At 46.2% G+C, this 26,127-nt stretch carries 20 protein-coding genes, 1 tRNA gene and 1 pseudogene; 12 read left to right on the forward strand and 10 right to left on the reverse strand.

The annotated features are described in order from the left end of the window. Positions 1 to 49: 49 nt before the first annotated feature. Complete coding sequence (locus tag JMY03_RS08020) at positions 50 to 4,570, reverse strand: exodeoxyribonuclease V subunit gamma (RefSeq protein WP_201602784.1); 4,521 nt, start codon at positions 4,568 to 4,570, stop codon at positions 50 to 52. A 288-nt stretch (positions 4,571 to 4,858) separates the two neighbouring features. Here JMY03_RS08020 and JMY03_RS08025 point away from each other — a divergent pair, with 288 nt between their 5' ends. The 5 genes from JMY03_RS08025 (at position 4,859) to JMY03_RS08040 (ending at position 9,256) form a co-directional block, all read left to right on the forward strand. After that, complete coding sequence (locus tag JMY03_RS08025; protein WP_201602787.1) at positions 4,859 to 5,635, forward strand: hypothetical protein; 777 nt, start codon at positions 4,859 to 4,861, stop codon at positions 5,633 to 5,635. 96 nt (positions 5,636 to 5,731) lie between these two features. Continuing rightward, positions 5,732 to 5,807 (forward strand) — tRNA-Arg (locus tag JMY03_RS08030). Positions 5,808 to 6,123: 316 nt separating this feature from the next. Continuing rightward, entirely contained in the window at positions 6,124 to 8,292 is a 2,169-nt protein-coding gene (locus JMY03_RS08035; RefSeq protein ID WP_201602790.1) for an FAD-dependent oxidoreductase, read from the forward strand. Between the two features lie 86 nt (positions 8,293 to 8,378). Next, positions 8,379 to 8,831 carry a hypothetical protein gene (locus JMY03_RS13285; RefSeq protein ID WP_265089616.1) on the forward strand — a complete coding sequence of 151 codons (453 nt, stop codon included), beginning with the start codon at positions 8,379 to 8,381 and terminating at the stop codon, positions 8,829 to 8,831. After that, positions 8,792 to 9,256, forward strand: coding sequence for a CDP-alcohol phosphatidyltransferase family protein (locus JMY03_RS08040; protein ID WP_265089617.1), 465 nt, complete (start codon positions 8,792 to 8,794; stop codon positions 9,254 to 9,256). Before JMY03_RS13285 ends, JMY03_RS08040 begins: the two co-directional genes overlap by 40 nt. A gap of 78 nt (positions 9,257 to 9,334) precedes the next feature. On the opposite strand, the gene JMY03_RS13130 is transcribed toward JMY03_RS08040, so the two are convergent. Then, a complete protein-coding gene (locus tag JMY03_RS13130) occupies positions 9,335 to 9,631 on the reverse strand; it encodes a TetR family transcriptional regulator C-terminal domain-containing protein (protein ID WP_265089618.1) in 297 nt (98 codons plus the stop codon). 85 nt (positions 9,632 to 9,716) lie between these two features. Here JMY03_RS13130 and JMY03_RS08045 point away from each other — a divergent pair, with 85 nt between their 5' ends. Continuing rightward, a complete protein-coding gene (locus tag JMY03_RS08045) occupies positions 9,717 to 10,598 on the forward strand; it encodes a sensor histidine kinase (RefSeq protein WP_227675554.1) in 882 nt (293 codons plus the stop codon). 46 nt (positions 10,599 to 10,644) lie between these two features. Here JMY03_RS08045 and JMY03_RS08050 read toward each other — a convergent pair whose 3' ends face one another. The 3 genes from JMY03_RS08050 to phoB form a co-directional block, all read right to left on the reverse strand. Beyond that, on the reverse strand, positions 10,645 to 11,784 hold the full coding sequence (locus JMY03_RS08050) for a M14 family metallopeptidase (protein WP_201602795.1): 1,140 nt from the start codon (positions 11,782 to 11,784) through the stop codon (positions 10,645 to 10,647). A gap of 304 nt (positions 11,785 to 12,088) precedes the next feature. Further along, a complete protein-coding gene (phoR, locus tag JMY03_RS08055) occupies positions 12,089 to 13,207 on the reverse strand; it encodes a phosphate regulon sensor histidine kinase PhoR (protein ID WP_227675555.1) in 1,119 nt (372 codons plus the stop codon). A 63-nt stretch (positions 13,208 to 13,270) separates the two neighbouring features. Then, positions 13,271 to 13,969, reverse strand: a complete 699-nt coding sequence (gene phoB / locus JMY03_RS08060; RefSeq protein ID WP_201602797.1) for a phosphate regulon transcriptional regulator PhoB — start codon at positions 13,967 to 13,969, stop codon at positions 13,271 to 13,273. Positions 13,970 to 14,327: 358 nt separating this feature from the next. Here phoB and pstS point away from each other — a divergent pair. The 6 genes and pseudogenes from pstS to JMY03_RS08090 all read left to right on the forward strand — a co-directional run bounded on the left by pstS (position 14,328) and on the right by JMY03_RS08090 (position 20,588). Further along, a pseudogene (gene pstS / locus JMY03_RS08065) lies at positions 14,328 to 15,553 on the forward strand (phosphate ABC transporter substrate-binding protein PstS). A gap of 113 nt (positions 15,554 to 15,666) precedes the next feature. Then, positions 15,667 to 16,623, forward strand: a complete 957-nt coding sequence (pstC, locus tag JMY03_RS08070) for a phosphate ABC transporter permease subunit PstC (RefSeq protein ID WP_201602799.1) — start codon at positions 15,667 to 15,669, stop codon at positions 16,621 to 16,623. Positions 16,624 to 16,792: 169 nt separating this feature from the next. Further along, a complete protein-coding gene (pstA, locus tag JMY03_RS08075) occupies positions 16,793 to 17,605 on the forward strand; it encodes a phosphate ABC transporter permease PstA (RefSeq protein ID WP_227675579.1) in 813 nt (270 codons plus the stop codon). 63 nt (positions 17,606 to 17,668) lie between these two features. Then, positions 17,669 to 18,592, forward strand: a complete 924-nt coding sequence (pstB, locus tag JMY03_RS08080; protein ID WP_201559310.1) for a phosphate ABC transporter ATP-binding protein PstB — start codon at positions 17,669 to 17,671, stop codon at positions 18,590 to 18,592. Positions 18,593 to 18,668: 76 nt separating this feature from the next. After that, complete coding sequence (gene phoU / locus JMY03_RS08085; RefSeq protein WP_201559309.1) at positions 18,669 to 19,397, forward strand: phosphate signaling complex protein PhoU; 729 nt, start codon at positions 18,669 to 18,671, stop codon at positions 19,395 to 19,397. A gap of 480 nt (positions 19,398 to 19,877) precedes the next feature. Continuing rightward, positions 19,878 to 20,588 carry a TetR/AcrR family transcriptional regulator gene (locus JMY03_RS08090; protein ID WP_201602801.1) on the forward strand — a complete coding sequence of 237 codons (711 nt, stop codon included), beginning with the start codon at positions 19,878 to 19,880 and terminating at the stop codon, positions 20,586 to 20,588. Between the two features lie 84 nt (positions 20,589 to 20,672). On the opposite strand, the gene JMY03_RS08095 is transcribed toward JMY03_RS08090, so the two are convergent. The 5 genes from JMY03_RS08095 to JMY03_RS08110 all read right to left on the reverse strand — a co-directional run bounded on the left by JMY03_RS08095 (position 20,673) and on the right by JMY03_RS08110 (position 26,125). Beyond that, the gene (locus JMY03_RS08095; protein WP_227675580.1) at positions 20,673 to 21,575 is read right to left on the reverse strand and encodes an AMP-binding protein; all 903 of its coding nucleotides are present in this window, start codon (positions 21,573 to 21,575) and stop codon (positions 20,673 to 20,675) included. Then, positions 21,530 to 21,805 carry a hypothetical protein gene (locus JMY03_RS13140; RefSeq protein WP_227675556.1) on the reverse strand — a complete coding sequence of 92 codons (276 nt, stop codon included), beginning with the start codon at positions 21,803 to 21,805 and terminating at the stop codon, positions 21,530 to 21,532. The genes JMY03_RS08095 and JMY03_RS13140 overlap by 46 nt, the downstream gene beginning before the upstream one ends. Positions 21,806 to 21,828: 23 nt before the next feature. Next, complete coding sequence (locus tag JMY03_RS08100) at positions 21,829 to 22,710, reverse strand: IS982 family transposase (RefSeq protein WP_201595979.1); 882 nt, start codon at positions 22,708 to 22,710, stop codon at positions 21,829 to 21,831. A gap of 153 nt (positions 22,711 to 22,863) precedes the next feature. Continuing rightward, positions 22,864 to 23,952, reverse strand: coding sequence for a CaiB/BaiF CoA transferase family protein (locus JMY03_RS08105; protein ID WP_201602803.1), 1,089 nt, complete (start codon positions 23,950 to 23,952; stop codon positions 22,864 to 22,866). Next, positions 23,945 to 26,125 (reverse strand): 3-hydroxyacyl-CoA dehydrogenase NAD-binding domain-containing protein, encoded by a 2,181-nt coding sequence (locus JMY03_RS08110; protein ID WP_201602804.1) that lies wholly within the window; start codon positions 26,123 to 26,125, stop codon positions 23,945 to 23,947. Before JMY03_RS08110 ends, JMY03_RS08105 begins: the two co-directional genes overlap by 8 nt. Between the last annotated feature and the right edge of the window lie 2 nt (positions 26,126 to 26,127).

Genomic DNA, 26,127 nt, shown 5'->3' on the forward strand with positions numbered 1-26,127 from the left:
TCAATTTAATTTGGATTACAAAATTAGCTATCTTAAGCGGTATAAAGGACTAACCGTCTAACCCTTCCAAAGCGTCAAACATTGGCTCATATAAAGGCTGTGTGATAGTCGTCAATGCTGTAGCTAAAGCTTTAAAAGTATCTTGATCGCGCAAGACGTATTGCCATATAGCATGCTGCGAACAAGTATCATAAATCATATCTGCCTGATAACTCGGCCTTAGCCAGTCTGAGAAATCTGCGCGTTTTGGCCAATAGTTGCCACTATCACTGTCCTGCGATTTTTTCTGTTTTTCTAGATAACTGAGCGCATACTCTGGCAGTATCGTAATAGGCACTTGACCGACGAGCTGGGCAAAGATTGCCCACTTTATCAGCTCTAGTATGGCGTCTTCATAGACGATAGGAGCGATCTTAAAGGCAACTGACTTCTCAAACTTCTTCACCCCTGATCTAGACTTGTTAAAGCGCCATATGCTCACACCATCATTCAAGGTGACTTGCGCGGCCGTGGTACGTCTTGCGACTTGCCAGTATAAATGCGATAACCAGAACTTGAGTAAATGTTTGGGACTAGCCGCATTAGGCAATACATTGAGCCACTGCTTAGGCGATTGCTCGCTATAAGCAGTATTGGAGTGCAAATGAATATCCTCGCCATGAGCCGCTATCGGTACCTGCCCTTTTAATTTAATAACTTTAGGTAATAATCGCAGTAGGGACTCATGCTGACTGCCGGGCTCTTTATCAGCGCTATTTAGATCGCTATTAAAAACGGTTGCTAACTCTACCCGCACAGGATGCTCAGTGGTTGGGGTTATCAGTCGTAAGACACTAGACTTGTCCTCTACTCTTGCTAGTAACACATCTGTGTTAGCAAAACCATTAGCCATCAGCTGCTCTTGAAACTCTAGACACTGCTGTTGGAGCTTTTGCCGCTCATTTACTAAGGTGGTTTGCCGTGCGATACCTGCCGGCATGATCTTTTGGTACATTAAAGTTGAATAACTCGCTTGAGCATCAAGTTCAAAGTTAGCAGAGTTGTGTTCAGAGTTAGCAGAATAGCTATCTGGATTGGTATAAACGGTACTAGTAGCGAGCTCATTAATGAGATGATCTGTAATCTGATAATTGCTTAAGCCGTCCAAAAATAGTGGCTCTTGCTGCGCCCTTGCTTGCTCCCCTTGCATGACATGCACCTCTTGAGCGCGCAAAAAGGCCTTGGCAGGATGACGGACTTGATAGGCCAGCACGCCTTCTACGTCTATCTCATGAATATCAAATAGGGTTTGACTGAGCATAGTCGTTAAGTCTGCATTATTTGTGTCGTGTGCATTGGTTTTCATATCGAGCGCCAGCAGTTCGATCAATGCTTGCAAATCTTTATAATCGACTTGTCCAAGCTCACCTAAACTGCGTCCAAGTACTTGAGCGATCGCTTCATATTGCGATTTTGTGGGCAAACCAACGAATTGCAAGCGTTTGCTTGGCACGCGGCTCTTTAGGGTATCAAAAACAGCTTGCCAAATCGGTGCAGGTGGAAATTGCTTTTTTTGTGCCAGCTTAGTTTTTTGCATAGCTTGATCTAAGAGTGCATCTAACTCATCGCTAGCGTCAGTGGACGCATGGGCGTCAAGGTTGGCAGTATCCGCCACTTCGCTTTGCTTGTGAGCATCAACACTGTTTGTTGTATTAAGAGCCCCATCCTCTTCAATCATAGATTCAAACAGACTCTCGTGGAAAGGTAGAGCTGGATGCTCAGTGACTAGCCACTGCTTGATGAGCTTAGGCAGATAGCGCTTTAGCTGCTCAGTAGTCGCGTCAACACTCTCAGGCAATGCCTCTAATGCTTCAAGCGAGCTGACTTGCCATTGTACTTCACCTTGCAAAAACTGTAACAACTCACTGACAGGATTGGCGGGTAGATGCTCATGAGTATCGGTGAGACTTTGACCGTTATAAAATATCCAGCAGGCACTGCGCGCACATAATAGCGCATCTAAAAACGCACCGTTATCGTCATCCTCACTGACTCTATCTCCGCGGCGAGCCATAGTAGTTTTCATCAAGTCATAGCGGTTGTTACGATCGCGGTCCGGGAACTCGGAGAGATTCATATTGAGCATGACAACCAGCTCAAACGGTACGTTTCTAAGAGCGCCAAAGCGACCAAAGGTAATCACTCCCGTCGGCTCGGCACTGACTTGCTGACTCTCAAGTTCAGCTTCGATACTATCAAGCATAAAGCTTAGCTTAAGCGGTAATTGCTCAACGCCCGCAAGCCGTTGTTCTACCTCGTGATTGTCAGTATCGTCACTCGCGTACTGCCGGTAATGACGATTGGCGCGAAGGCTAGATTTAAAGCCATTCATCGCGTTGTAGATCGCGCGCATCGTACGCGTCTGATCGACCTCACCGAAGTAGCGATGGATCACTTGCGTCTCGATTTGGGACAGCCACTCTTCAGCTTTTTTCTTTTGAGTGTGATCATGACGGCGCTCAGTCAAGCCTGCATAGATACGACAAAATGCCTCAACGATCATGCCATCATCCAAACTCATCTGCGGTAATGGCAGGCTCATCTCAGGCATAGCCGTACTCGGCCAGTCTGCCTCTGCAAGAGGATACAAACAATCACTCGCGCTTGCCTCAGGCATAATTAAGCCAAGAGCCAATCTATCTAATGCTTGAGCGAAGCTGAAGCGGTAGTCATAGTCGTTGGCGTCTAGAGTCTGCTTGAGGTGCTGCTCATCAAAGCCGCGGATAAACCCCGCCTCTACTAATAAATCACAGCCGCGGCTCATCTGCTCATGCGTCAGTCCAAAACTCTCATACAAAGGTGGTAACATGAACCAATCAAGAACCTCAGCGGCCTCAAAACGCGCGCTATGACTACCAAGGAGCTTATAAAAACCGATAATAGCTTCCCACAGTTGGCGAATATCGGTATCGACCACGCCAGTCACTTTGGCTGGCAAAGTCAAACCATCTTGCCCTTTGCCACTGACAAAAATAGAGCTGATCAGTTCATGATGGCGCTCAACATCAGGCATCAGCACGACAATCTCTGAGATATGGCGTTTTTTTTCGCCCGCTCTGATCGGCTCGTTAAGCCAGCGCCCAATCATAATACGTAGCACTTCTAACTGGCGCTGCAAATTATGGCAAGAATGAATGCTTAGGCTATTATCTTGAGCCGACATCTCCCAGTATCGCTGTTTGTCAAAGCGCTTGTTCTCTAATGCCTCATCATCAAACCACTGCACTTCTTGCTCAAAACTTAGCTCTATTTGCTCATTGACTGCTTGCGAGACTTGCACAGCGGTTGCTTGCTGGGTCGCTTGCTCATCGAGCATCAATACATCATTTTGCAAACGCCTGAGTAAACTCGAATTATTTTGTGCACTATCTGCTTCAACAGTCCATTCCTCACTGCTATAAGCATGATCGATGAGACCCTCAGCGCTCGTATCGAAATTATCGTGCCATTCTACTAAGTCTTCTTCATATTGCTCATTGCCTGATAAATTCGCCAGCATAGCGAAAGTATCACGCGACTGCTTACCCAAACGCGACAGCAAACTATGACCATAATCGCGTAAGAACACACTTTCAGGGTTAATAATCTGCTGGCGCTGCAGCCAAGACTTATCGACGATATCCGCCCAAAATAGCTTTGAGGGATTGTAGTGCAGCAGGGTGATATCCATGTATTTCGACAAGCGTTGCAAGAAGTCAAGCTCCGTCTGCGGCAGTTGCTGAATGGTAAATATGCGTAGCACAGTAGGTAACGGTTCACGCTCATTCGCCTTATTATGCTCAAGAGCTGACCAAAAGGTATTTTCAATCTCAACGCGGTGCTGGTGCACATCAGCAAACAAGTGTAGCCATAAAAAACGCTGAGCGACTTCTAACTCAACATAATGTGCTACTAGCCAATCAGGGGTGGCGCGAGCATACTGATCAAAACGCAGCGACAAAGCATCTTTGTCAGCTATCAGCTTATCGACATCTAATAGCTTGTTCTGGGACCAAAGCGCTAGCCAGTCCTCACGGTGGGTTAAGTAGCGATTAAACACTCGCGCCAAATCACTTGCCAGCTGCCAAATACGCACGTCTTGCTGCGCTTTATCAGGTATGCTGCCCTCTTGCGGCTTCTCGATTAGCGGTGCTAGCAGCGAGTGCACTGGATGCTTGTCATCTTTGACAATCAGCTCTTGATAGTACGTCAAATACCCAAACAGACGCCACTGCATTACTGTAGGCGACAATACCGCCACTTCAGGTACATTCAAGGTTGACGCTTCAGGATTATGCGCGAGCAGATACTCATTATGACGCGCTAACACCTTTTGCATCAAAGTCCACTGATACTGGCCCCAAAAGGTCGTCGTCACTAACGTACTAATACCCGCTTGGCTAGCAATAGATTTATCGAGCCAGTCGCCTAATACCATTGAAGGCACGATAACGATAAACTCAGCAAAGACTGGCTGGTTTTTCGATTGATAATCGGTGAGTAGCTCTGCAACTAAATGCTCAGTGCGGTGCGATTGAATAATTTTAAACATAGATAGCGATCTGATTCGAGTAAAAGACAAGATGAGGTAATAGCGAGATAAAAGATAAGTATTGTAGTCGTGGCCGCTTTTTATTTCTGTTAAGATATGGCGCACAGCCGCTTTAGGAGGCGAGCTTGTTACCTTAATAGTTGTCTTATGAGTGAGGTAACGCTTAAGTGTGCCACTGATATCTCTGATTTACCAGTATACTATTTCAAAATGAGTCAAATCCAACATCGCTTGCGACAACTAGTGTCGTAAGTGCGATAAAACACCTTATTATAAGAGCCATATTTTATGAGAGACTACAAGCTACTACTTGCAGGGATAATACTGTTATTGCTTCTTATTATTGTCGGGGTTATATCATGGTTATGGCTGAACAATAGTAAAAATATCGATCCCTTACCGATTTTGAGCCGTGAAGACGTCAAATCATTACAGGGCGAATCAGAAGAAGATAGCGACGCCGTCAAAAACGATGCCGCTGCCAATACGCTATATATTCAAGCGCAGCAGCCTCTGCAAGTACCTTTAGACGATGTAATCGTTAGCTTCGAGGCGCGTTATCCGCATATGCAAGTATTAACCAATTACGTGCCAGCTACTGACCTGTTAATTTTGGACAATACTCATCCTACTGACTTAGTCATTGCCGATGATAAGTTATCTGATTCGTTATTAGCGTTATTAGAAGATGAGCTTAATAGTAATGTAAAAAATAACATCGTTAATGCACCATCATCAACAAAAAACAGCTTAGTGACTGATGTCAAAAACCCAGAGTCTCAAACAACAACCGAGAACCAGGAGGCCCGAACGCTCAACCCGTTCGGTTATGCGATGAGAGAGTCGCAAACCGTTGAAGGCGTCATACTCAGTGATAAACCACTCGCTATCAACTTCCGCAACTTCCTTATTTCAAGCACTGGGCAAGACATTCTAAGACAGCATGAATTCGACAATATTGATGGCTATCAAAATAGTGTAGACGACTTATTCAACCCGACTTCAAATGGTAAAACGGCAGTAGAAGACACTGAGATCGTCACTGATTCTATAACCAATAGCTAATGACAAGTCGCTATTTTTAATAAATCTCTCTTTCTATTCACTAGAAGGTTAAGATTGATTTTATCACGCCACTTTTTTACAATAATGCTTTGAAATGCGCCTATAGCTCAACAGGATAGAGCAGTTGCCTCCTAAGCGATCGATCGGGGTTCGAGTCCCTGTGGGCGCGCCAATCACTGTATTTAGAGCCAACCTCGCATTACCTAAAACCCTCCGACCCCCCCTATCATGACTAAGCGGCAGTCTTTATTAAATACTTTGAAGTATTCACCATTCTGGAAAAAAAGAGGCGCTCCCAAAAAAGTAAATATAGCTATATTTGAGCGTTCACTTTCTCACTCAGAGATTGGGATAATTTAGTTTAGATAAAAAAGGCTTGCCCGCTCATATTGAAGCGGTAACCGATAACCATAAATAAAAGAACAGAACCTGCTATTTACACTGTTACTTACAGACCCCTTTTGCCTTATTATTTAGCTGGATGACCCATGATCAAAAAGATAGTTTTAATAGTAGCCGTATTGGTGTTAGCCCTCGGCTTTTTTTACTTTGACCTCAATGAGTTGTTGACGCTTGAAGGTCTAAAGGGCTCAATGGCTCAGTTCAATCAATACCAAGCACAGACGCCTTGGTTGGTCATTGGTGGCTTTTTTTTAGCCTATATTGTTGTTACCGCCTTATCCTTACCTGGCGCGGCGATTATGACTTTGGCTGCTGGTGCATTATTTGGGTTGGTACAAGGTCTGCTTATCGCCTCTTTTGCCTCAAGTATTGGGGCGACATTGGCTTTTTTGACCTCGCGTTATTTATTACGAGACTCTATCAAACAGCGCTTCCCCGAACGCTTGGCCGCTATTGATGCTGGTGTAGAAAAAGAAGGGGGGTTTTATTTATTTACTCTACGCTTAGTGCCGATATTCCCCTTCTTCTTGATCAATCTGTTAATGGGCGTCACGGCGATCAAGGCTCGAACTTTTTATTGGGTCAGTCAACTCGGTATGCTCGCAGGGACCTTTGTCTTCGTAAATGCCGGTACCCAACTGGCGCAAATTACGAGCTTATCCGGCATTTTATCGTTCGACTTAATAGCCTCATTTGCGCTACTTGGGTTTTTTCCATTGATCGCTAAGGGCATACTCAATCTACTAAAAAAACGCCGCGTCTATAAAAACTATACTAAGCCCAAAACGTTCGATCGTAATATGATTGTGATTGGCGCTGGGGCTAGTGGACTCGTGACCAGCTATATTGCGGCCACAGTTAAGGCCAAAGTCACCCTCATCGAAGCAGGTGAGATGGGCGGCGACTGCCTGAACTATGGCTGTGTACCCAGTAAAGCTTTAATCAAAAGTGCCAAAGTTGCCGAGCAAATGCGCAATGGCGAGCGCTACGGCCTCGATAATACCCAGCCAACCTTCTCATTCAATAATGTCATGAGCCGCGTGCATAAGATCATCGCAGATATCGCCCCAAACGATAGTGTCGAGCGTTATACTGAACTGGGTGTCGAAGTCCTCAAAGGCTATGCCAAACTCATCGATCCATGGACGGTAGAGATTACGCTGAATGAGGGTGGCACTCAAAGACTCACCGCACGCTCCATTGTTATCGCAACTGGCGCGCGCCCGTTTATACCAGACTTACCAGGTTTAGAGGAAACGGGTTATGTGACTAGCGACACGCTTTGGAATACATTTGCTGAGCTTGAGGAAACTCCCAAAAAGTTGGTCGTCCTTGGCGGCGGCCCTATTGGCTCAGAGCTGGCACAAGCCTTTGCGCGCTTAGGCTCTAATGTGACGCAGATAGAGCGAGGCGAACGCCTGATGAAAAAAGAAGATAGTGAAGTTTCAGAATTTGCCCAGCAAGCGCTCATTAACAGTGGTGTCACGGTCTTAACTTCAAGGCAAGCGACACGCTGTGAGATACGTAATGGTAAAAAATATATCATCGTTGAGGCCCATGGTGATCATACAGATCAGCAAGAAACCGCTATTGAATATGACCAATTAATCTGCGCTGTAGGTCGTAGTGCCCGCTTAGAGGGCTACGGGCTTGAAGCTTTGGGTATCGAGACCGAACGCACCATAAGCACTGACGACTATCTAGAAACCCTCTACCCTAACATCTATGCGGCAGGCGATGTCGCAGGTCCTTATCAATTCACCCATGTTGCCTCTCATCAAGCGTGGTATGCAGCAGTTAATGGCTTGTTTGGGCAGTTCAAAAAATTCAAAGTAGATTACCGCGTCATTCCTTGGACGACCTTTATTGATCCAGAAGTGGCGCGAGTCGGTCTAAATGAGCAAGAGGCAATCGATAAAGGTATCGACTTTGAAGTGACTCGCTATGACTTTGCAGACTTAGATCGTGCGCTAACAGAAAGCGCGAACCAAGGCTTTATCAAAGTTATCACCCCAGCAGGCAAAGATAAGATATTAGGCGTCACTATTGTGGCTGAACATGCCGGAGACATCATGCCTGAGTTTATACTGGCTATGAAGCATGGTTTAGGGTTAAATAAAATACTTGGCACCATTCATATGTACCCTACTTGGGCGGAAGCTAATAAATATGCCGCAGGTGAATGGAAACGCAATCATGCGCCCGAAAAAGTATTAAACTTACTTGAGAAGTACCATACGTGGCGCCGAGGTTAGTGATTTATATGAGCAGCCCCGCTAAAAATATAGACCTGCTAAAAGTATAGACCCGCTAAAAATATAAAACGATAATGAAACCTCAAATGCACGTAATGAACGCTTTGCTAGCTTCACCGACCTTTCAGACACTCCGTCAATATAGTCGCTATAGCAGTTACGCTATCGCGCTTAGCTTTTGTCTAGGTATCTCTGCTAGTAGCGCCTCGACGACTCGCAGCGCGGCAGGTCGTAACGTACAGTCGTCTTGGGAGCAACTGTACGAGCGCGGCAAAAACCAAGACGTTTATTTTCATGCTTGGGGCGGTGATCCGCAGGTAAATGCTTATATACAGTGGGCGGCAGACGCCGTTGAAGATAAATACCTAACGGCTATCATAAAACCAATACTAACGCCGATAGCCGCCACCTTACATAAGCGCGGCATCACGGCTGACCAATTGACGCTAGCTGGGTTTCTTATTGGCATAGTAGCGCTACCACTACTGGCTTATCAGCTATGGTTGCGATTATACTCAACCGTGTTTTTGATGGCTTAGATGGCGCTCTTGCTCGTTATGCCAACCAAAGCACAAGCGCTGGTGGCTACTTAGATATTACCCTCGACTTTTTATTTTATGCCGCTATTCCGCTTGGCTTTATCTTCGCTGATCCTAAGCAAAACGTCATTGCCGGAGCGCTATTGCTTGCTGCCTTTATCGGTACTGGCTCTAGCTTTTTGGCCTTTGCCATAGCCGCTGAGAAGTTTGAACTCGACAAGCCGCAGTTTAAATACAAGAGCTTCTATTATTTAAATGGACTCACCGAAGGTACTGAAACCATAGCTTTATTTATTGCCTTTTGTATTTGGCCACAGCACTTTGTGCTCTTAGCCAGTATCTTTGCTGCAGCCTGTGCTATCACTATCGTGACTCGTATCTACGGCGGTTACCATACTCTCAAACGTTTAGAAGCTAAATCGTGAATGCTGATAAGTACAATAGAAGGTCGACTCAAAATATAAGCTTTGAGTCGACCTTATTACTGAACGAACGATAATGAACTAGCCTACAGACTTATCGTTACGTAGCCCCTCTATTGAGAAAGCCATATCTTCAGCCAGTGCACGTACCGCGGCACTATCAACATCACGCTGCGCGAAGGCTCGCAAACCCATGACTTCTGCCTGCAATCGACGTGCTAACCTTAGCGGATCAAGCTCAGCATCAAGCTCCCCTAAACGCTGTGCCTCTACAAAACATTCAGCAAAACGCGACTCCATGCCAGCCAATAGTTTCTCGACTTTCTGTAATGCCGCCTGCTCGCGAGCGCCAAGCTCAAGTAAGCTTTTGACCAACATTTTACTTTTTAGTGTTTTGGCATGTTATTGGTTTAGTCGCACTTTGTCCAAACGGATTCGCCTCGTTCAACTTAAAGTACACCGTATGAGCGAAGGAAATTATCTAGCTGGGGATGACTTATCACAGTTAGGAGATGATGAGCTTGGCATACTCGCAAAAGATGTTGCAGGTTTGTCTAATAGACTGGCTGATAGCGAGATGTCTCGTAAGCAGATGCTCAGCGACATCTCTCATGAGTTACGCTCGCCACTAGCGCGTCTTGAAGTGGCGACTGAGCTGACTCGGGATTATGCACCCAATGCGACGCATTATCTTGACCGTATTCAAAAAGAGTCCACTCGAATGAATGAGCTGATTGGACAAATTATTCATATTCAATCACTGCAAATGCAGCGCTATGTGGCGCGCCCTGAGGACTGCGAGTCGATAGATATAGCAATGCTCCTTGATGAGATTGGTCAGGACGTGAGTTTTGAGTTTTATGACAAGCACGTTGAATGGCAATGTTTGAGAAATAAGGACAATAGTAGTGATGATGAGCTTTCATACCTTATAATCGGTAATCGAGAGCAACTGCATAGCGCTTTTGAAAATGTGATTCGTAATGCCTTTATCCATTCAAACTCACATTCTATCGTCTCATCTAAGATTGAAACTATTAAGCTTACACATCAAACATCGACACTAAAAATAAGCATTATAGATCAAGGAGCAGGCATAGATAATGATAACCTAGAGCGTATATTTCAGCCTTTTGTACGCCTAGATGCGTCCAGACAACGCCCAACAAGCCCTACTGCTAACAGCATTGCTAATAAAACCAGTAAAAAAGAAGACGGTTACGGGCTTGGACTGGCTATTGCCCAGGCGATTATTGCCGCGCATAAAGGACAGATTAGCGCGCGCAATCGTGAAGATGGTGTCACAGGGCTCGTGGTTGAGATAGTATTACCCGTATCTACTTAACGATTATTTTAAGCGTTAAAAAAGGTTTTAGACATTAGCCATCAAGCTACCGCAAATCATCAACGACCGCTAACATAGCAAGTAATGAGGCTTCTCCCAGTTTCATAGAACGCTCAGGCGACCAACCTGTATCGGCATCAGGCACATTATCATTATCCTTAAACGGCATCTCTAAAGTATTGGCCAGACAGTCAAAATGCTCCGCTACCCAATTAGTGGCAACTGTCATGTTCGCTGTGCCCGGTGCATCAATCTCATAACCATATTCCGACTGAAAGTCAGCGCTAGCGAGTTTCAATACCTCGGTGAATCTATCACGCAAATGTGCGAGGCGCTCACTATAACTTGGTGCCCCTTGAGAGCCTGCCAAAAACACATAAGGTAGCGCTTCATCACCATGCACATCATAAAACAAATCTACACCTGTGGCCTCCATTTTGTTGATGACGTGAAAGACCTCAGGGCTTCTCTCCAGACTTGGATTTGACCACTCACGGTTTAGATTAGCCCCTGCAGCGTTAGTACGTAGATGTCCGCGCACACTGCCATCTGGGTTCATATTTGGCACGATATAGACATTCGCTTTTTCTAACAGCTGTTTAGCCGTGGCATTGTCCTCATCGAGTAGGCTGTACAGCAGTCCTTCAATTAGCCATTCGGCCATCGTTTCGCCCGGATGCTGGCGCGCAATGATCCAAATGCTGCGTTTATTTACATCACTACTGCTATCGCCATTACCTATTTTTACTAATGTCAAGTCGCGCTTATCAAGCGTTTCACCCAAATGCTCTAAAGTTGCTAACGGGTGCATTTGTACCGTCGCTAATAAATCTTGATGGCGCTCATAGCTGTATGGCGCAAAATAAACAATTTGTATATTGTCATAAGCCATATCCACAGTTATGCTCAACTTGCCGTCTTTGTAGGTAGTGGGCAGACGAAACCAATCTTCGCGATCGTAGGAAGCGACCGCTTGGTAATTCTCCCAGCCCTTAACATAAGACGCCTCTCCTGCATTCATGATATTAAGAACATAATGGTCGCCAATCTCACCTGACAGGCGAAAGTTAAACCACTGAAAAAACTCGCCACCAGCGTCCGGTCGTATGGACAGTTGGATATCTTGTTTGTTCTCTAAACTTATAACCTCGATGTTACCGGCATCAAAATTGGCAGTGATACGCATATTTTTTCCTTAATATTACAGATAAATAGCACAGCTTAATGAGCAAATGCATTATTTCGCAAACTTTCTATAGAGGTTGCCATATCCTCAGCTAATGCATACACCGCTATATTATCTACATCACGCTGAGCAAAAGCACGTAAACCCATCACCTCAGCTTGTACTCGGCGCCCAAGTACAACAGGGCAACTAGCTTACGGCTGCTAACTTATGGCTACTCAGTATGACAGTGTCAAGCACTGAGCCAGCGTTAACGCTACGGACTATCAGGCACAAAAGGTAAAAGGAGTTCATTGGACTGCTACTATCTAGCAACAGGAGCCGCCCTGACATGATCAGCTGGGAAGTTGGCGCTAAAGGTTGAGCCCTTCCCTTCTACCGACTCAATCTGCAAAGTGGTGTCGTACTGATAGAGCACGTGCTTGACAATCGCCAGTCCCAATCCCGTGCCGCCCGTAGCGCGACTGCGCCCGCTATCCACTCGATAGAAGCGCTCAGTCAATCGGGCGACATGCTCTGGAGCAATACCAAGCCCATCATCGGTGACTGCAAACTGGCAGCCATCTGATGTCTTAGTCCAACTGATGACGATGTTGCCAGCTTTTGGGGTATATTTGATAGCATTAATCACCAAATTGGATAACGCACTGTTCAAATACATCTCCGAGCCGTAAAGACCATCATAGGTATCTATCTGTAAATGCAGCGTATGGCCATATCCTTGGTTGTAAGCCTGCGCATCATCATAGACATGCGTGAGCAGCTTGGTCATATCAATATAATGTAGCTCATGGGTCTCTTCAATCTCAATCCGAGACAGCAATAATAAATCGTTAACGACTCTATTCATCCGCGCAGTCTGCTGCGTCATAAGCTCAAAACCGCGTCGCCAGCGCGGCGGCATATCAGGCTGATCTGAGAAGTTTTCTAGATAGCCCATCAATACGGTTAATGGCGTTCGCAGCTCATGAGAGACATTGGCCACAAAGTCGCGGCGCATCTGTTCTAAGTGCTGTAAACGAGTTACATCATAAATGATAAGTAACTTCTCGTCGCCAAAAGGCGTAAGCTCACATTTTAAATATCGATTGGGATCGCGCCATGACGCTATATGGACACCATCATTGGGTATCGTCATAGTCTGATAATATTGCCGGAACTCAGGAACGTCAATAAAGTCAAAAATACTTTTGCCATGGTCCGCTGACTGTAGCAATAATAAATCTTCGGCGGCCTGATTCCACCACTCCAAACCATCATCGTCATTGAGCAAAATCACTGCATCTCGCAGAGCTCCCAAGGCGCTACTGATCTTTTTGAGTTGCTTGGTACTGTTCTGAGTAGATACTTGCTCCTGACTGTTTTTTTGCACATTGTCTTTTTGCATAGGTTTTGTCTCTACACTGACCTTCGGCGTTAGCATGTTTATTGACTATCCTTAATATTGGCTACATTACAATCGATACGGTTTTAAACAGTACTCTCGTTATTCAATCAGACCAGAAAACCGATACCCTGTACCGCGCACCGTTTGAATAAACGTATGGCAGCCAAAGGGCTTTAGTAACTTACGTAAACGGCGAACGTGCACATCAATCGTTCGATCCTCAATATAGACATTGCCGCCCCAGACCTGATCTAGCAGCTGGGTGCGGGTATAAGCGCGCTCTGGATGGCTCATAAAAAACGCCAATAAACGATACTCTGTAGGACCTAAATCGATAACCTGATCATTCGCTGTCACTCGCTGGCTTTTGGGGTTTAGGCTCAGTGCACCTATTTCGATAAGTCTATCACTACTGAGTGCACTACTACGACGTAGTACCGCCTTGATCCTAGAGATCAATTCTCGGGTGGAGAAAGGTTTAGTCATATAGTCATCAGCGCCAGCATCGAGCCCGTGTACTTTGCTATCTTCTTCGCTTTTGGCAGTCAGCATAATGACGGGTATCTCAGCGAGCATCTCATCATTTTTTAGCATACGGCAAAAATCAATGCCGCTCTTATCTCCTGGCAACATCCAATCTAGCAAAATTAGCGCAGGCCTGTGATCAACGACTTGCTGATGAGCCTCTGAGATATCGGCCGCCTGCAAACTCTCAAAGCCTGCCATCTCTAGCGTCATCATCACCATCTCACGAATTGCAGGTTCATCATCAACAATCAAAATTTGCTCGTTGTGCATACTACAGCCTTGTTTTTTAACGTACTAATAGGAAATAAAAAGTCGATAAGTACTGATTAGCGTCTGTCCATTAAAAACAATAATTATGACAGTTTAATGACAGTAATCCTATCGCCAAACCGCTCTCAAATAAATCTATCCCTGCCAACCTCATAAGAATGAAGCGTGACATATTTTTTTGAGGCGATCTTTATTCATAAAAACACTCTATGTCATCAAACTGTCATATTTGCTCGGCATAATGTGCTCATCAACCGCCAAGACAGGTTGTCGAAAAACACAAGTAGCAATACCGCAGTAGCGGAAGTGTTAATTATAATTGCTCAATAATGACAAATAGTGAACTTTAGGAGAAACAATGCGTTATTCATTTATGGCTGTCGCCATCATAAGCACTCTAAGTTTAACCGCTTGCAATAGATCTGCCGATAGTAACTCAAGCACTGAATCAACTGCTTCAGCCCAATCGAGCGCGGCCTCTACTCAGCGCGCTAATGCCGCATCAGCTGAAAACGTGTCGATGAATATCACCGGCGCAGGCGCATCGTTCCCACAGCCTATCTACGCTAAGTGGTCAGCGGACTACAATAGACTTCTTGCATAAGTCATTGCTAGCCCTTATAACTGCGTCAGTGGAAGTCAATAAACTGATACTTTTGCAAGAGGTCTAATGCAGCGACCAAAGGCCAAGTGAACTATCAGTCTATCGGCTCATCAGGCGGCATCAAGCAAATCACTGCAGGTACGGTTGATTTTGGGGCATCGGATGCGCCAATGACGCCAGAAGAGCTAGAAAAAGAAGGCTTGATTCAGTTCCCAACCGTTATCGGTGGCGTGGTTCCTGTCGTGAACATCGAAGGCATCGAGCCTGGCGCACTAAAGCTTGACGGTAAAGTATTGGCAGACATCTATCTTGGCAACATCAGCAAGTGGAATGACGCGGCAATCAAAGCGCTAAACCCAGACTTGACGCTACCAGACAGCCCAATCACTACTGTATTCCGTTCAGACGGCTCAGGCACGACCTTTAACTTCACGGACTACTTGGCAAAAGTATCACCAGAGTGGCAAAGCAGTGTCGGTGTGGACAAAACCGTTAAGTGGCCAACCTCTGACCGCGGCGCGGCAGGTAAAGGCAACGAAGGTGTGGCAAGCTACGTGAACCGTATGCAAAACTCTATCGGCTATGTGGAATACGCGTACGCGAAGCAAAACAACATGTCACACGCGACCTTGAAAAACGCAGCGGGTAACTTTGTACAGCCGTCAATCGACAGCTTTGCTGCTGCAGGCGACATCGATTGGTCTCAGCAAGAAGGCTTCTATAAAGTCATTACCAACTCAGAAACTGAACAAGCATGGCCAATCGCTGCGGCGACCTTTATCTTGGTTCACAAGCAGCCACAAGATCCAAAACAAGTGGCAGGCGTGCTGAACTTCTTTAACTGGGCGTACGACCAAGGCGACGCGGCAGCTACAGATTTGGACTACGTGCCATTCTCAGATACTGCTGTGGCACTGTTTAAAGACAGCTGGAAACAAGTGGTTGATAAAGATGGCAACCCTGTCTATACCCCACAGTAAGAACCGTTAACGCATGACGTCTGTAACCAAGCCGAGGGGCGGATCGCAGGCGTCGTTGCATCGCTTGTATTTAGCGCATTTATTCGAGTAATGAGAGCAACGTTGAGGTGACTATGGCAGGGCACAATCTGCAAACACAATTGGCAAAACAAAAGCGCTGGGATGCTGTCTTTGTAAATACCACCAAAGCAGCGGCGGTGTTTGTGCTGCTGAGCTTAGGGGCAATTTTGGTCTCCTTGATTGTTGGTGCATGGCCAAGTATGCAAACCTTTGGCTTTGACTTTTATACCAGCAACAACTGGGATCCTGTCGCAGGCGAGTACGGGGCGCTGGCACCGATTTACGGTACGGTGATGACCTCGATTATGGCGATTGTGATTGCAGTGCCTATTAGCTTTGGTATTGCCATCTTTTTGACTGAGCTGTGCCCAACCTTTTTAAAGAAGCCTTTGGGCATCGCTATTGAGCTGCTCGCGGGTATTCCCTCTATCATCTATGGCATGTGGGGTCTGTTCGTATTTGCGCCGTTTTTTGGTAATAACATCCAGCCGTGGCTGACCGAGCATTTGGGCGATTTGCCTGTGATTGGCAAGCTGTTCGTCGGTGCGCCGATGGGTATTGGTCTGTTTACCGCCGCGCTTGTTTTGGCGATTATGATTATTCCCTTTATCGCCGCGACCATGCGTGATGTGTTCTCAGTGGTGCCCAATTTGCTCAAAGAATCAGCCTACGGTATGGGCGCGACCACATGGGAAGTGATGTTTAAAATCATCTTGCCTTACACCAAAACAGGGGTGGTTGGTGGCGTAATCTTAGGTCTTGGCCGGGCGCTTGGCGAGACCATGGCGGTGACCTTCTTGATTGGTAATACCTTTAACATCAACCCAAGTATGTTCGCCTCTGGCGTGTCGATTACCTCGGCGCTGGCTAACGAATTTGCCGAAGCCTCTGACCCACTGCACTTGGCGTCACTGCTACACCTTGGCTTGATTCTATTTATGATTACTTTCGTGGTACTGAGTATCTCGCGCTTGATGCTACGCAATATGGACAAGCGCGCAGGACACTAAGTCGCTGCGCACGGTTTACTACTTTTAATAAGCGTTATGTTGTATGAACGGTCAATCCAGCGACCGATGAATCAAAAGGAATATGTGCATGTCTAGCTTGACTGCTGTGTCACCTGTCTCAACCCCGCCCGCGCAAAAGATTGACCGCGGCTTATACCGCCGCCGCCGTATGTGGAACAAGGTCGGACTGGGCTTTGCGTCTTTTGCCATGGTCTTTGGTTTGTTTTGGCTGCTTTGGATTTTGGTCACGCTCGGTATCGAAGGCATGAGCGGCTTGATTGAGATGCCAGTATTTACCGCAGACACGCCGCCGCCGATGACAGAGGGTGGTTTGCGAAACGCCATCGTGGGTTCAATTATGATTGCCAGTAGCGGTTTGTTTATCGGTGCGCCGATTGGCATGTTGGCGGGTATTTATTTGGCGGAATTTTCAGACGGCAACAAGCTAGGTCAAGTCATTCGTTTTTTAAATGACATTTTGCTGTCGGCACCCTCTATCGTGATTGGTCTATTCGTCTATGCCTTGATGGTAAAAGGCGGCAGCTTTTCAGGTTGGGCAGGGGCGTGCGCTTTGGCACTTATCGTGATTCCTGTAGTAGTGCGTACTACTGAAAACATGCTGCTGCTCGTGCCCAATACCTTACGCGAAGCGGCGTATGCGCTTGGTACGCCTAAGTGGAAGCTGGTGTTAAGCGTGACGGTAAAAGCAGCGCGTGCAGGCTTGACCACAGGGGTGCTGCTCGCATTCGCCCGTATCACGGGTGAGACCGCGCCTTTGCTATTTACAGCGCTGAACAACCAATACTTTAGCTTAGATATGAGTAACGCCATGGGCAACATGCCAAACACCATCTATCAGTTTGCCATGAGCCCTTATGACAACTGGCATGCTTTGGCTTGGGCAGCGGCGCTATTGATTACCTTTACGGTGCTTGCGCTCAATGTCATCGCCCGTTATATCGGTGCGCGTGAGCGTCATTAATCACGGCCGCGACTCAGCCATTGCCACACAAACGCATATCAGACAGAAAAAAAGGATACTCCCATGACCGACACCGCTATCAAGACACCAAAGACCAAATCCGTATTTACAGAAGAAAGCACTGCCGTGAACACAAAAACCACCCAGCCACCTGTATCGGCCCCTGTTATCAACACACAAGCCAACACACAGACGCAGGCAGGTGCCAGCAGCACAACAGAAGAAGCAACGCCAGCAGCGAAAATGCAAATCCGTGATTTAAACTTCCATTACGGTGATTTTCATGCACTAAAAAACATCTCTATCGACATTCCAGATCGCAAAGTGACCGCGTTTATCGGGCCATCAGGCTGCGGTAAATCAACCCTGCTGCGCACCTTTAACCGCATGTATGATTTGTATCCCAACATGCGCGCGGATGGGCAAATCATCCTTGATGGGCAAAATATCTTAGACAAGTCGGTCGATGTCAATTTGCTACGCGCTCGTGTCGGCATGGTGTTCCAAAAGCCAACACCGTTCCCGATGTCTATTTTTGATAATGTTGCCTTTGGTGTGCGTCTGTACGAAAAACTGTCTAAAGCGGATCTGGCCGAACGTGTCGAATGGGCACTTAAAAAAGCGGCACTGTGGGATGAGGTTAAAAACAAGCTAAACGCCTCAGGTCTGTCACTCTCAGGTGGTCAGCAGCAGCGCTTGTGTATCGCGCGCGGCGTGGCCACCAAACCTGAAGTATTGCTGCTCGATGAGCCAACCTCCGCCCTTGACCCCATCTCAACAGGCGCGATTGAAGACTTGATTGAAGATTTAAAACAAGACTACACCATCGCGATTGTGACCCACAATATGCAGCAAGCGGCGCGTATCTCAGACTACACCGCCTATATGTATCTGGGTGATATGGTTGAGATTGGCAAGACCGACCAAGTCTTTACCAACCCTACGCAAAAAGCGACCGAAGACTACATTACAGGTCGTTACGGTTAAGTTGCCATAATTGCTACCGATGCCGCTCTGTTGCGGCATCTTTTTTGTCTTATTTTTGCCTTATGAGGACACCATCATGCCGCATCAAATGGCGCACACCTCGCGCAGCTTTGACCATGATTTAAAAGAAACCACGACCTTATTTTTGCACATGGGCGCGCAAGTGGATGAGCAGGTAGCGCATGCCATGCGCGCCTTGATTGAGAGCGATAGCACGCTAGCGGAGCAGGTGATTGAGCACGACAGCCATATCAATCAAATGGAAGTGCAAATTGATGAGCATATTTTGCTGCTCTTAGCGCGTCGCCAACCTGCCGCGCGTGATTTGCGCTACGTGATGGCGATGAGTAAAGGCGTAGTCGATATCGAGCGCATCGGCGATGAAGCGACCAAAATTGCGCATATGGCCAAACAAATCGCCGCCGAAAATCACAACACCTATTGTCACCATGAAGTACAGCACCTGAGCAACCAAGTACGCTTGATGCTGAACAATGCGCTGCTGGCTTTTGAAAAACTACACGCCAATGAAGCATTTGAAGTGATGCGCGATGATGGTAGTGTTGACTTCGAGTACCAGTCGGCGGTAAGGGCGCTGATGACGTATGTCATGGCAGATGCGCGTCAAGTCACACAAGTGATGAATTTGATGTGGGTACTGCGCGCGCTTGAGCGTATCGGCGACCATGCGCGCAACATCGCCGAGCTGGTAATTTATATCAGTAGCGGCACGGACGTGCGCCACAGCGATTTTCATACCGTCAAGCAAGCGGTCGATGCGTCAAAAGACAAGGGGCTGTCCTAGATAAGCAAAATTATTTAGGATAGCACTATGAGAAAGAGTAAACTAAGTTGGCATAAACAAAACAGACTCATCGAGTTATTTAATTTAAAAGGTTTACTAGGTACCATAAACACCCTTCTTGCTGGCACACGAACGGCTAAGTCTTTACCCCCACCGCTCCCAGAGCAAGCAAACATGAACGTCTGCATGCTCTGGAAGGCGCGCTGCGAGCATACAACCTGCCGAACCCCACCAACCACGACATAATCAAATTCTATTTTGATATTCTTGTGGTATGCACGCTTGAATTATAATAGTAATTGTAATTACCTTATTGCTGGTTTATAACTATAAACTAAGCATATTATTTACTGCTTTTATTCTAGATATCCCACTGACTTATTACAATAAAATGCTTTACAATGGTAACTGTTATTATCATCACTGAATAGTTTGAGCGAAAAGTTAGTTAAATAATGAGCCTATAAGGAACAATAAGATATGCCACCTACTCGATCAAAGCTGTCCTCTAACTCTAATCGTAAAAATAAAACTGACCAACCAAAGAGCAGTAAACTTAAAAAAGACACGCGTACTACGCCTTTAGCTATAGCGCCTCTGAGTGATATGCGTCCTGCGACATTAGAGAAAGTAGAAAAAGCGGTTCGTCTGCTTTTTGCTGATAGTGATGCCAGCGATATTACTATGATACAAATTGCCAAGACGGCAAATGTGTCACTGCAGACGCTCTATAAGTACTTTGGCGATAAGCAAACGGTACTTTATACCATTATGGATTTAGTGCTAGGCAGACTTGCCACTAGAATGATGGATCATCTGCAAGGTATCGATAGCGTTGAAGATCGCCTGCGTAAAACACTATGGGTATGCTTAGATTTTGTCGATACGCATCCAGACGCGGTAATGGTGCTCTCTAAAGTCTCGATAGCGCGTTTTCATAACATCGCAATTTATAACAATAAAGAGCTAATTAATGCATTTTTAAGCGTGCTTGAAGATGGTCAAAAGCGCGGAGTATTAGTAGACACTGTGCCACTACATATCTTATTTGACGTGTTTATGGGCTTTATTAGTCGCCTAGGTATTATGCAAACCATTCGTCAAGCAGAAGCACCACTAAACGCAAATTTTGATGCTTTATTTAGTATCTTGTGGCGCTCTATGTCGAAGCCCGAATTATCCGATTTATAAGCAGATCATTCATTCAAACCCAACTATTAAAAAGCTAATTTAGTTAAACTCAGCTTTTTAATAGCCTTTAAACTAAAGCATTTTTTACGCTTTATTGGCCGCTTTTCTCAGCTCATGACGTAATATTTTACCGACAGTAGGTTTTGGCAGCTCGTCTATAAATTCGATATGGCGAGGACATTTATAGCCGGCTAGATTTTCTTTACACAGCATTTTTATATCCTCCGCCATTAAGTTTTCATCGGCCTTAACGATATAGGCTTTGACCGACTGTCCTTGGCTTTTATCAGCAATACCAACGACAGAGCACTCGGCAACTTTGGGGTGAGTCTCGATGACGTTTTCGACTTCATTAGGATAAACATTAAAGCCGCTGACGATGATCATATCTTTTTTGCGGTCGTATATTTTGATGGAACCTTGCTCATTCATCGAGGCGATATCACCGGTTTTTAGGTAGCCATCAGCAGTGAAAAATTTGGCATTATCGATATTATGATAGGTTGTGATGACGTTATCGCCTTTGATACACATCTCGCCCACCTCATTTAAACCTAGCACCTCATCCTCATCATTGCGAATACTAATATCCACACCAGGTAGCGGCAAGCCGACGTTGCCCGTGTACTCGGTACCATCAAATGGATTGGCAGTTCCTACGCCTAGTGTCTCAGACATCCCCCAGCCTTCCAAAATAGGCAGTCCTGTGATTTCAAGCCAGCGTTTGGCCGTCTCAGGCGTGGCTGCCATACCGCCCACTACCGTTAATTTACATTCTGAGAAATCCAGTTTACGAAAGTCAGGATGGCTGATAAAGGCTTGAAACAGCGTATTCACCCCTGGCAGCAGATGAAAAGGACGTTTGGCTAAAATTTTAATAAAGCTATCAATGTCACGCGGGTTAGTGACTAAAGTCAGATGCTGACCGACCGTTAAGCCGACTATCGAGCAGATAAAAGCATAGATATGATACAGCGGCAGGGCAATATAGCTATGACTGAGCCTTTAGCGAGTCCCAAATTTTGAATCCAAGCGGCAATCTGCAATGACATGCTATCGATTTGCGCATAGGAGTAGCTGACGCCCATATTGCTAGTAAATTGACGATCAGCGAACGCTTGCAATTTATCGTCGAATATATCTAGCACGGTACTATGTGGTCGATCTATATGGGCATTAACTCCCGCTGGATAGCCCTGTGTCCAAACCTTATCCATAATTTACCTTCCTTACCCCACTCTCAACTTGAAATAAGCAAATCAAACTGAAGAGGCGGGTTACCAAGTTTTTTGTTGAGTACAAAGCACAGATTGTGTGAAAGAATCTTACGAATCAATCGATGAGACAAATGCCATAAATCTCTTGCTCGTACCTTTTGTATATTAAATCGTTCTGATAACTGACCAATGACTGTTTCAACGATACGGCGGGCTTTCATTAGCCGCCTTACCACAGGTTTGGGTCTATCCTCTTTCATGTTGGCTCTGAGTGGCGTTTGTAAATCCACGCCTTGAGCGTCGTAGTACGATGTCAGACTAGGGCTGATATACCCTTTATCAGCGCCAAGTAGCCCATGAATATGAGTGGTGATTTCTGGGGCAACCGCTCTTTCATCAACATTGGCAGGAGCAAAGGTAAAGCCTTTAATCATGCCCGATAAGTTAACAAGCAAATGTCCTTCAAAGCCATAGTACCTCTCTTGCTTAGCCGCACAGTAGCTAAAAGCCGCTAAGTCTTGATAGTTTTTATGCCGATAAGCGCGTCCATAATGACAGACGGGTATCGGAAAGCCATCCATAAAATGAATGTTGTCACGGCCCTCAAGTTCACTGACTTTATCTTGTATCTGCTGTTTGACTTGCCACAGATTGGCGCAGTGCTTTGCGAAGTTAGGGTATGAGCCGATGGCTGGAAACCAGTCTTGCCAATGCTGGGTAAAGTATTGCCAAATTTGTTTGTCTTGATCAAGGTGTAAAAATTCACCGACCATCTCCATGCAAATAACCTCAGGATCACTTAGCTTTGGCGCGTAACCTGCACTTCGCAAGGGTTTGGTGACGACTATTTTGTAATATTGCTCTACCATTAAATAGATATTGATGATAAATTCGTCTATGGGCATCTCACAACTCCATTGTATTCTTGGTCGAAAACAATAGATTAGTGAGGTGCTCTTCTTTTTTCAATCACTTTCGAAGTTGAGAGTGGGGTTTCCTTGGTAATCGATTTATAGTAGATAATGTTGACCCTGCATCCACAAAACCAGCTTTTAAATTCAGTCTTTTATAACTTGCCATCCTAACGTTGTCTGGTGCTCATCTTGATGGGCAAATAATGGATGACTCTTGGCCTCCTCTAAGCTCAGTACTGGCGTTACACAGACATCGGCTGACGCGAATACTTGCTGCCAAAACTCAAGCGGTTGACTGGCAAATTTATCGCTGACTTTTGTGGCCGCCTCACGGCTTTCAGGCAGGTTTGGCATCACCCCGCGCTGCCAATGCGCGTCTTTGAGCTCAGGCAGCTCTAATACCTCACACAGCCCTTGCCAGAATTTTAGCTCAAGTGATCCTACCGCTATGTAGCGATTATCAAACGTTTGATATAAGCGATAACAAGGCAATAGTCCACCCAAAAAGTCATAATTTGGCGACGGGTTTTGTCCTGAGAAGCTTTTGACGAGCTCCCCTGTCGCTTTTGGCATGACCATATGGTTATACAAGCTATGAGTCATACTCACTGCAACATGGCGACCTTTACCTGTGCGCTGTGCGGCGAATACCGCTGCTAACAAGGCAATTACTGCCGTATCACTACCACCTGCCAAATCGGCAAACTGAATGTTAGGCATGGCCTGCTCACCAGTTGCGGTACGCAGCTGATCAAGTACGCCACTCATCGCCATAAAGTTGATATCATGACCGGCTTTATCTGCCCAGTCGTGAGCGATTTGAGCGTTATCACTATCGTTAGTCATGCCGTAACCCGTAATAGAGACGATAACCAATTTTGGATTAATAGCATGTAAGGTTTGGGCGTCTAACCCCATCCCTTTTAGCACCCCAGGGCGAAAGCTATCGAGCATGACATCAGCGTCTTTGAGATGCGCTTTGATAACCTCTATGCCTTTGGGGTCGCGAAAATCAACCTTACCGATAGTTTTGCCGTGATTTAAAGCTTCAAACAAGCCGCCTAAAGCGCGGGCAGGATCGCCGCTTTTTGGCTCAACCTTGGTAATCTCAGCGCCCAAATCCGCAAGCAGACGCGTGGCAAAGGGCCCAGGTAGGTTGCGCGTCAAATCTACAACGCGCAGTCCTTGTAAGCAGTCGCTCATACCCTCTATTGCGTGAGCTAAATTAGCCATCCACAAACTCCTCGCCACTTGCAGCCATATCTACCAAAATCTTAGCCGGTTCAAAACGCTCGCCATATTGCTTGGCTAGCTCACGGCTACGAGCGACAAAGCGCTCGACACCCATGGAGTTGATAAACTGCAAAGTGCCGCCTTGGTTTGGAGCAAAACCCCAACCAAAGATAGAGCCGATGTTGGTATCTGCGACCGAGCGCACCACGTTTTCTTCAAAACATTTCGCCGACTCGTTGGCTTGAATAAACATCAAGCGATCGACTAGATCTTGTTGCGAGGGCTGCTCGCTACTGGTTGGATAGAGCTCGGTCAGCTTAGGCCATAGATGCTTGTCGCCTTTGTCTGGATAGTCGTAGAAACCTTTACCGTTCTTTTTACCTTCGCGCTCATGCTCTTTGACTAAGGTTTTAAGAATGTCGTAAGAGGGACGCATCGCCATGGTCTTACCCTCGGCCTCCATATCTTTTTGCTGTTGCTCGCTAACATGCAGCGCTAAGCTTAACGACACCTCATCTTGTAGCGCTAAGGGCGACATAGGCATACCCGTCTTTAGACCTGCGACCTCAATACTGCGGGGATGCACGCCTTCGCCTAGCATAGCGATGCCTTCTGAGACATAAGTACCAAACACCCGCGAGGTATAAAAGCCGCGACTATCATTGACGACGATTGGGGTTTTGCCAATTTGCAATACATAATCAAAGGCTTTGGCTAAGGTCTCATCACTGGTTTGCGCGCCTACGATAATCTCAACCAACGGCATCTTATCAACTGGCGAGAAGAAATGCAGACCGATAAACTGCTGCGGGCGCTGGCTGGCCTCAGCCAGTCCGGTGATAGGCAGAGTTGAGGTGTTAGACGCATAAACGGCCGTTTGTGGTATAACGGCTTCCGCTTGCTCAGTACACTTAGCTTTGATTTCACGGTTTTCAAACACCGCTTCAATTATCAAATCACAATCTTTTAGGTCGTCATAGGAGACGGTTGGTTTAATACGAGCTAGCAGCGCTTGTTTTTTGTCCTCGGTAGAACGTTTACGGCTGATGGCTTTATCTAAAATAGTCTCAGAATAGGCTTTACCCTTTTCAGCTCCTGCTATATCTGTATCGAGTAAAACCACATCGATACCGACTTTAGCCGTGACATAAGCGATGCCTGCGCCCATCATACCCGCACCTAAGATACCCACCTTTTTGGTTTGATAGCGCTCAAAGCTATCAGGACGTGATTGGCCTTTTTTGATGTTGTTAAGCTGCGTCCAAAGCGTGCTGATCATATTTCTAGATTCAGGCGATAGCACACAAGCGGCAAAATAGCGCGACTCAAGCTCAAGGCCAGTGTCGATATCGACAATGCAGCCTTCAAAGACGCAAGACATTATATGGGTGATCGCCGGATAATTACCATGCGACTTTTGATTCGCCATCGCAGGCGCGATAGAGAATACTTGTACTACTTTTGGATGCTTGCTATCACCGCCGGGAATTTTAAAGCCCTTTTTATCCCAAGGCTGCTTTGCTTGCGGATTGGCTTTGATCCACGCTTTGGCTTGCGCTAACATATCTTCATTGTCCGTCGCTATAGCGTCGATAAGACCGATATCCATTGCGGCTTTAGGCCGTAGCTCTTTGCCTTGGGTCATTAGCTCTAGCGATTTTTGAATGCCAACTAGCCTTGGTAGACGCTGAGTACCACCGCCGCCAGGTAGCAAGCCAAGTTTGACTTCTGGCAGACCCAGCTTAGTCTTTGGCGAGTCGATCGCAATGCGATAATGACAAGCTAATGCCAGCTCCAACCCGCCGCCAAGCGCCGTTCCTGTCATCGCAGCCACGACGGGCTTGCCTGCGGTCTCAAGCCTGCGGAGGCTGCCTTTTAATTCTTCAACCAAGTCAAAGGCTTGCTGCGCGGTTTGTATATTAGAGAGCTGATCGATATCTGCGCCAACCACGAAACTGTTTTTTGCCGAGGTTAGAATTAAGCCTTTCGCAGAATCATCACCAATAAAGCTGTCCGTCACAGTCGCAAAAGAGTCGTTAAAACCATCGCCGATAACGTTCATTTTACGATCGCTTTGATCGATAGATAAGGTGATGATGCCCTCATCATCCCGCTCAGCTGAAAAATTTGCTAGCTTGTTTATTGCATCAATGCTGTCTGTAGTCGTTGTCATTT

The sequence above is a fragment of the Psychrobacter submarinus genome, from assembly GCF_904846685.1.
Lineage (GTDB): Bacteria > Pseudomonadota > Gammaproteobacteria > Pseudomonadales > Moraxellaceae > Psychrobacter > Psychrobacter submarinus.

Excerpts from the sequence above, each read along its gene's own strand:
- JMY03_RS13140 (WP_227675556.1), bottom strand. The coding sequence starts at position 21,805 with ATGGATAAGGTTTGGACACAGGGCTATCCAGCGGGAGTTAATGCCCAT.
- JMY03_RS08045 (WP_227675554.1), top strand. The coding sequence starts at position 9,717 with ATGAGCGAAGGAAATTATCTAGCTGGGGATGACTTATCACAGTTAGGA.
- JMY03_RS08105 (WP_201602803.1), bottom strand. The coding sequence starts at position 23,952 with ATGGCTAATTTAGCTCACGCAATAGAGGGTATGAGCGACTGCTTACAA.
- JMY03_RS13285 (WP_265089616.1), top strand. The coding sequence starts at position 8,379 with ATGCACGTAATGAACGCTTTGCTAGCTTCACCGACCTTTCAGACACTC.
- JMY03_RS08035 (WP_201602790.1), top strand. The coding sequence starts at position 6,124 with ATGATCAAAAAGATAGTTTTAATAGTAGCCGTATTGGTGTTAGCCCTC.
- JMY03_RS08110 (WP_201602804.1), bottom strand. The coding sequence starts at position 26,125 with ATGACAACGACTACAGACAGCATTGATGCAATAAACAAGCTAGCAAAT.
- JMY03_RS13130 (WP_265089618.1), bottom strand. The coding sequence starts at position 9,631 with ATGTTGGTCAAAAGCTTACTTGAGCTTGGCGCTCGCGAGCAGGCGGCA.
- JMY03_RS08020 (WP_201602784.1), bottom strand. The coding sequence starts at position 4,570 with ATGTTTAAAATTATTCAATCGCACCGCACTGAGCATTTAGTTGCAGAG.
- JMY03_RS08050 (WP_201602795.1), bottom strand. The coding sequence starts at position 11,784 with ATGCGTATCACTGCCAATTTTGATGCCGGTAACATCGAGGTTATAAGT.
- pstC (WP_201602799.1), top strand. The coding sequence starts at position 15,667 with ATGGCAGGGCACAATCTGCAAACACAATTGGCAAAACAAAAGCGCTGG.
- phoB (WP_201602797.1), bottom strand. The coding sequence starts at position 13,969 with ATGCACAACGAGCAAATTTTGATTGTTGATGATGAACCTGCAATTCGT.
- phoU (WP_201559309.1), top strand. The coding sequence starts at position 18,669 with ATGCCGCATCAAATGGCGCACACCTCGCGCAGCTTTGACCATGATTTA.
- JMY03_RS08100 (WP_201595979.1), bottom strand. The coding sequence starts at position 22,710 with ATGCCCATAGACGAATTTATCATCAATATCTATTTAATGGTAGAGCAA.
- pstB (WP_201559310.1), top strand. The coding sequence starts at position 17,669 with ATGACCGACACCGCTATCAAGACACCAAAGACCAAATCCGTATTTACA.
- JMY03_RS08040 (WP_265089617.1), top strand. The coding sequence starts at position 8,792 with ATGGTTGCGATTATACTCAACCGTGTTTTTGATGGCTTAGATGGCGCT.
- pstA (WP_227675579.1), top strand. The coding sequence starts at position 16,793 with ATGTGGAACAAGGTCGGACTGGGCTTTGCGTCTTTTGCCATGGTCTTT.
- JMY03_RS08090 (WP_201602801.1), top strand. The coding sequence starts at position 19,878 with ATGCCACCTACTCGATCAAAGCTGTCCTCTAACTCTAATCGTAAAAAT.
- phoR (WP_227675555.1), bottom strand. The coding sequence starts at position 13,207 with ATGCTAACGCCGAAGGTCAGTGTAGAGACAAAACCTATGCAAAAAGAC.
- JMY03_RS08025 (WP_201602787.1), top strand. The coding sequence starts at position 4,859 with ATGAGAGACTACAAGCTACTACTTGCAGGGATAATACTGTTATTGCTT.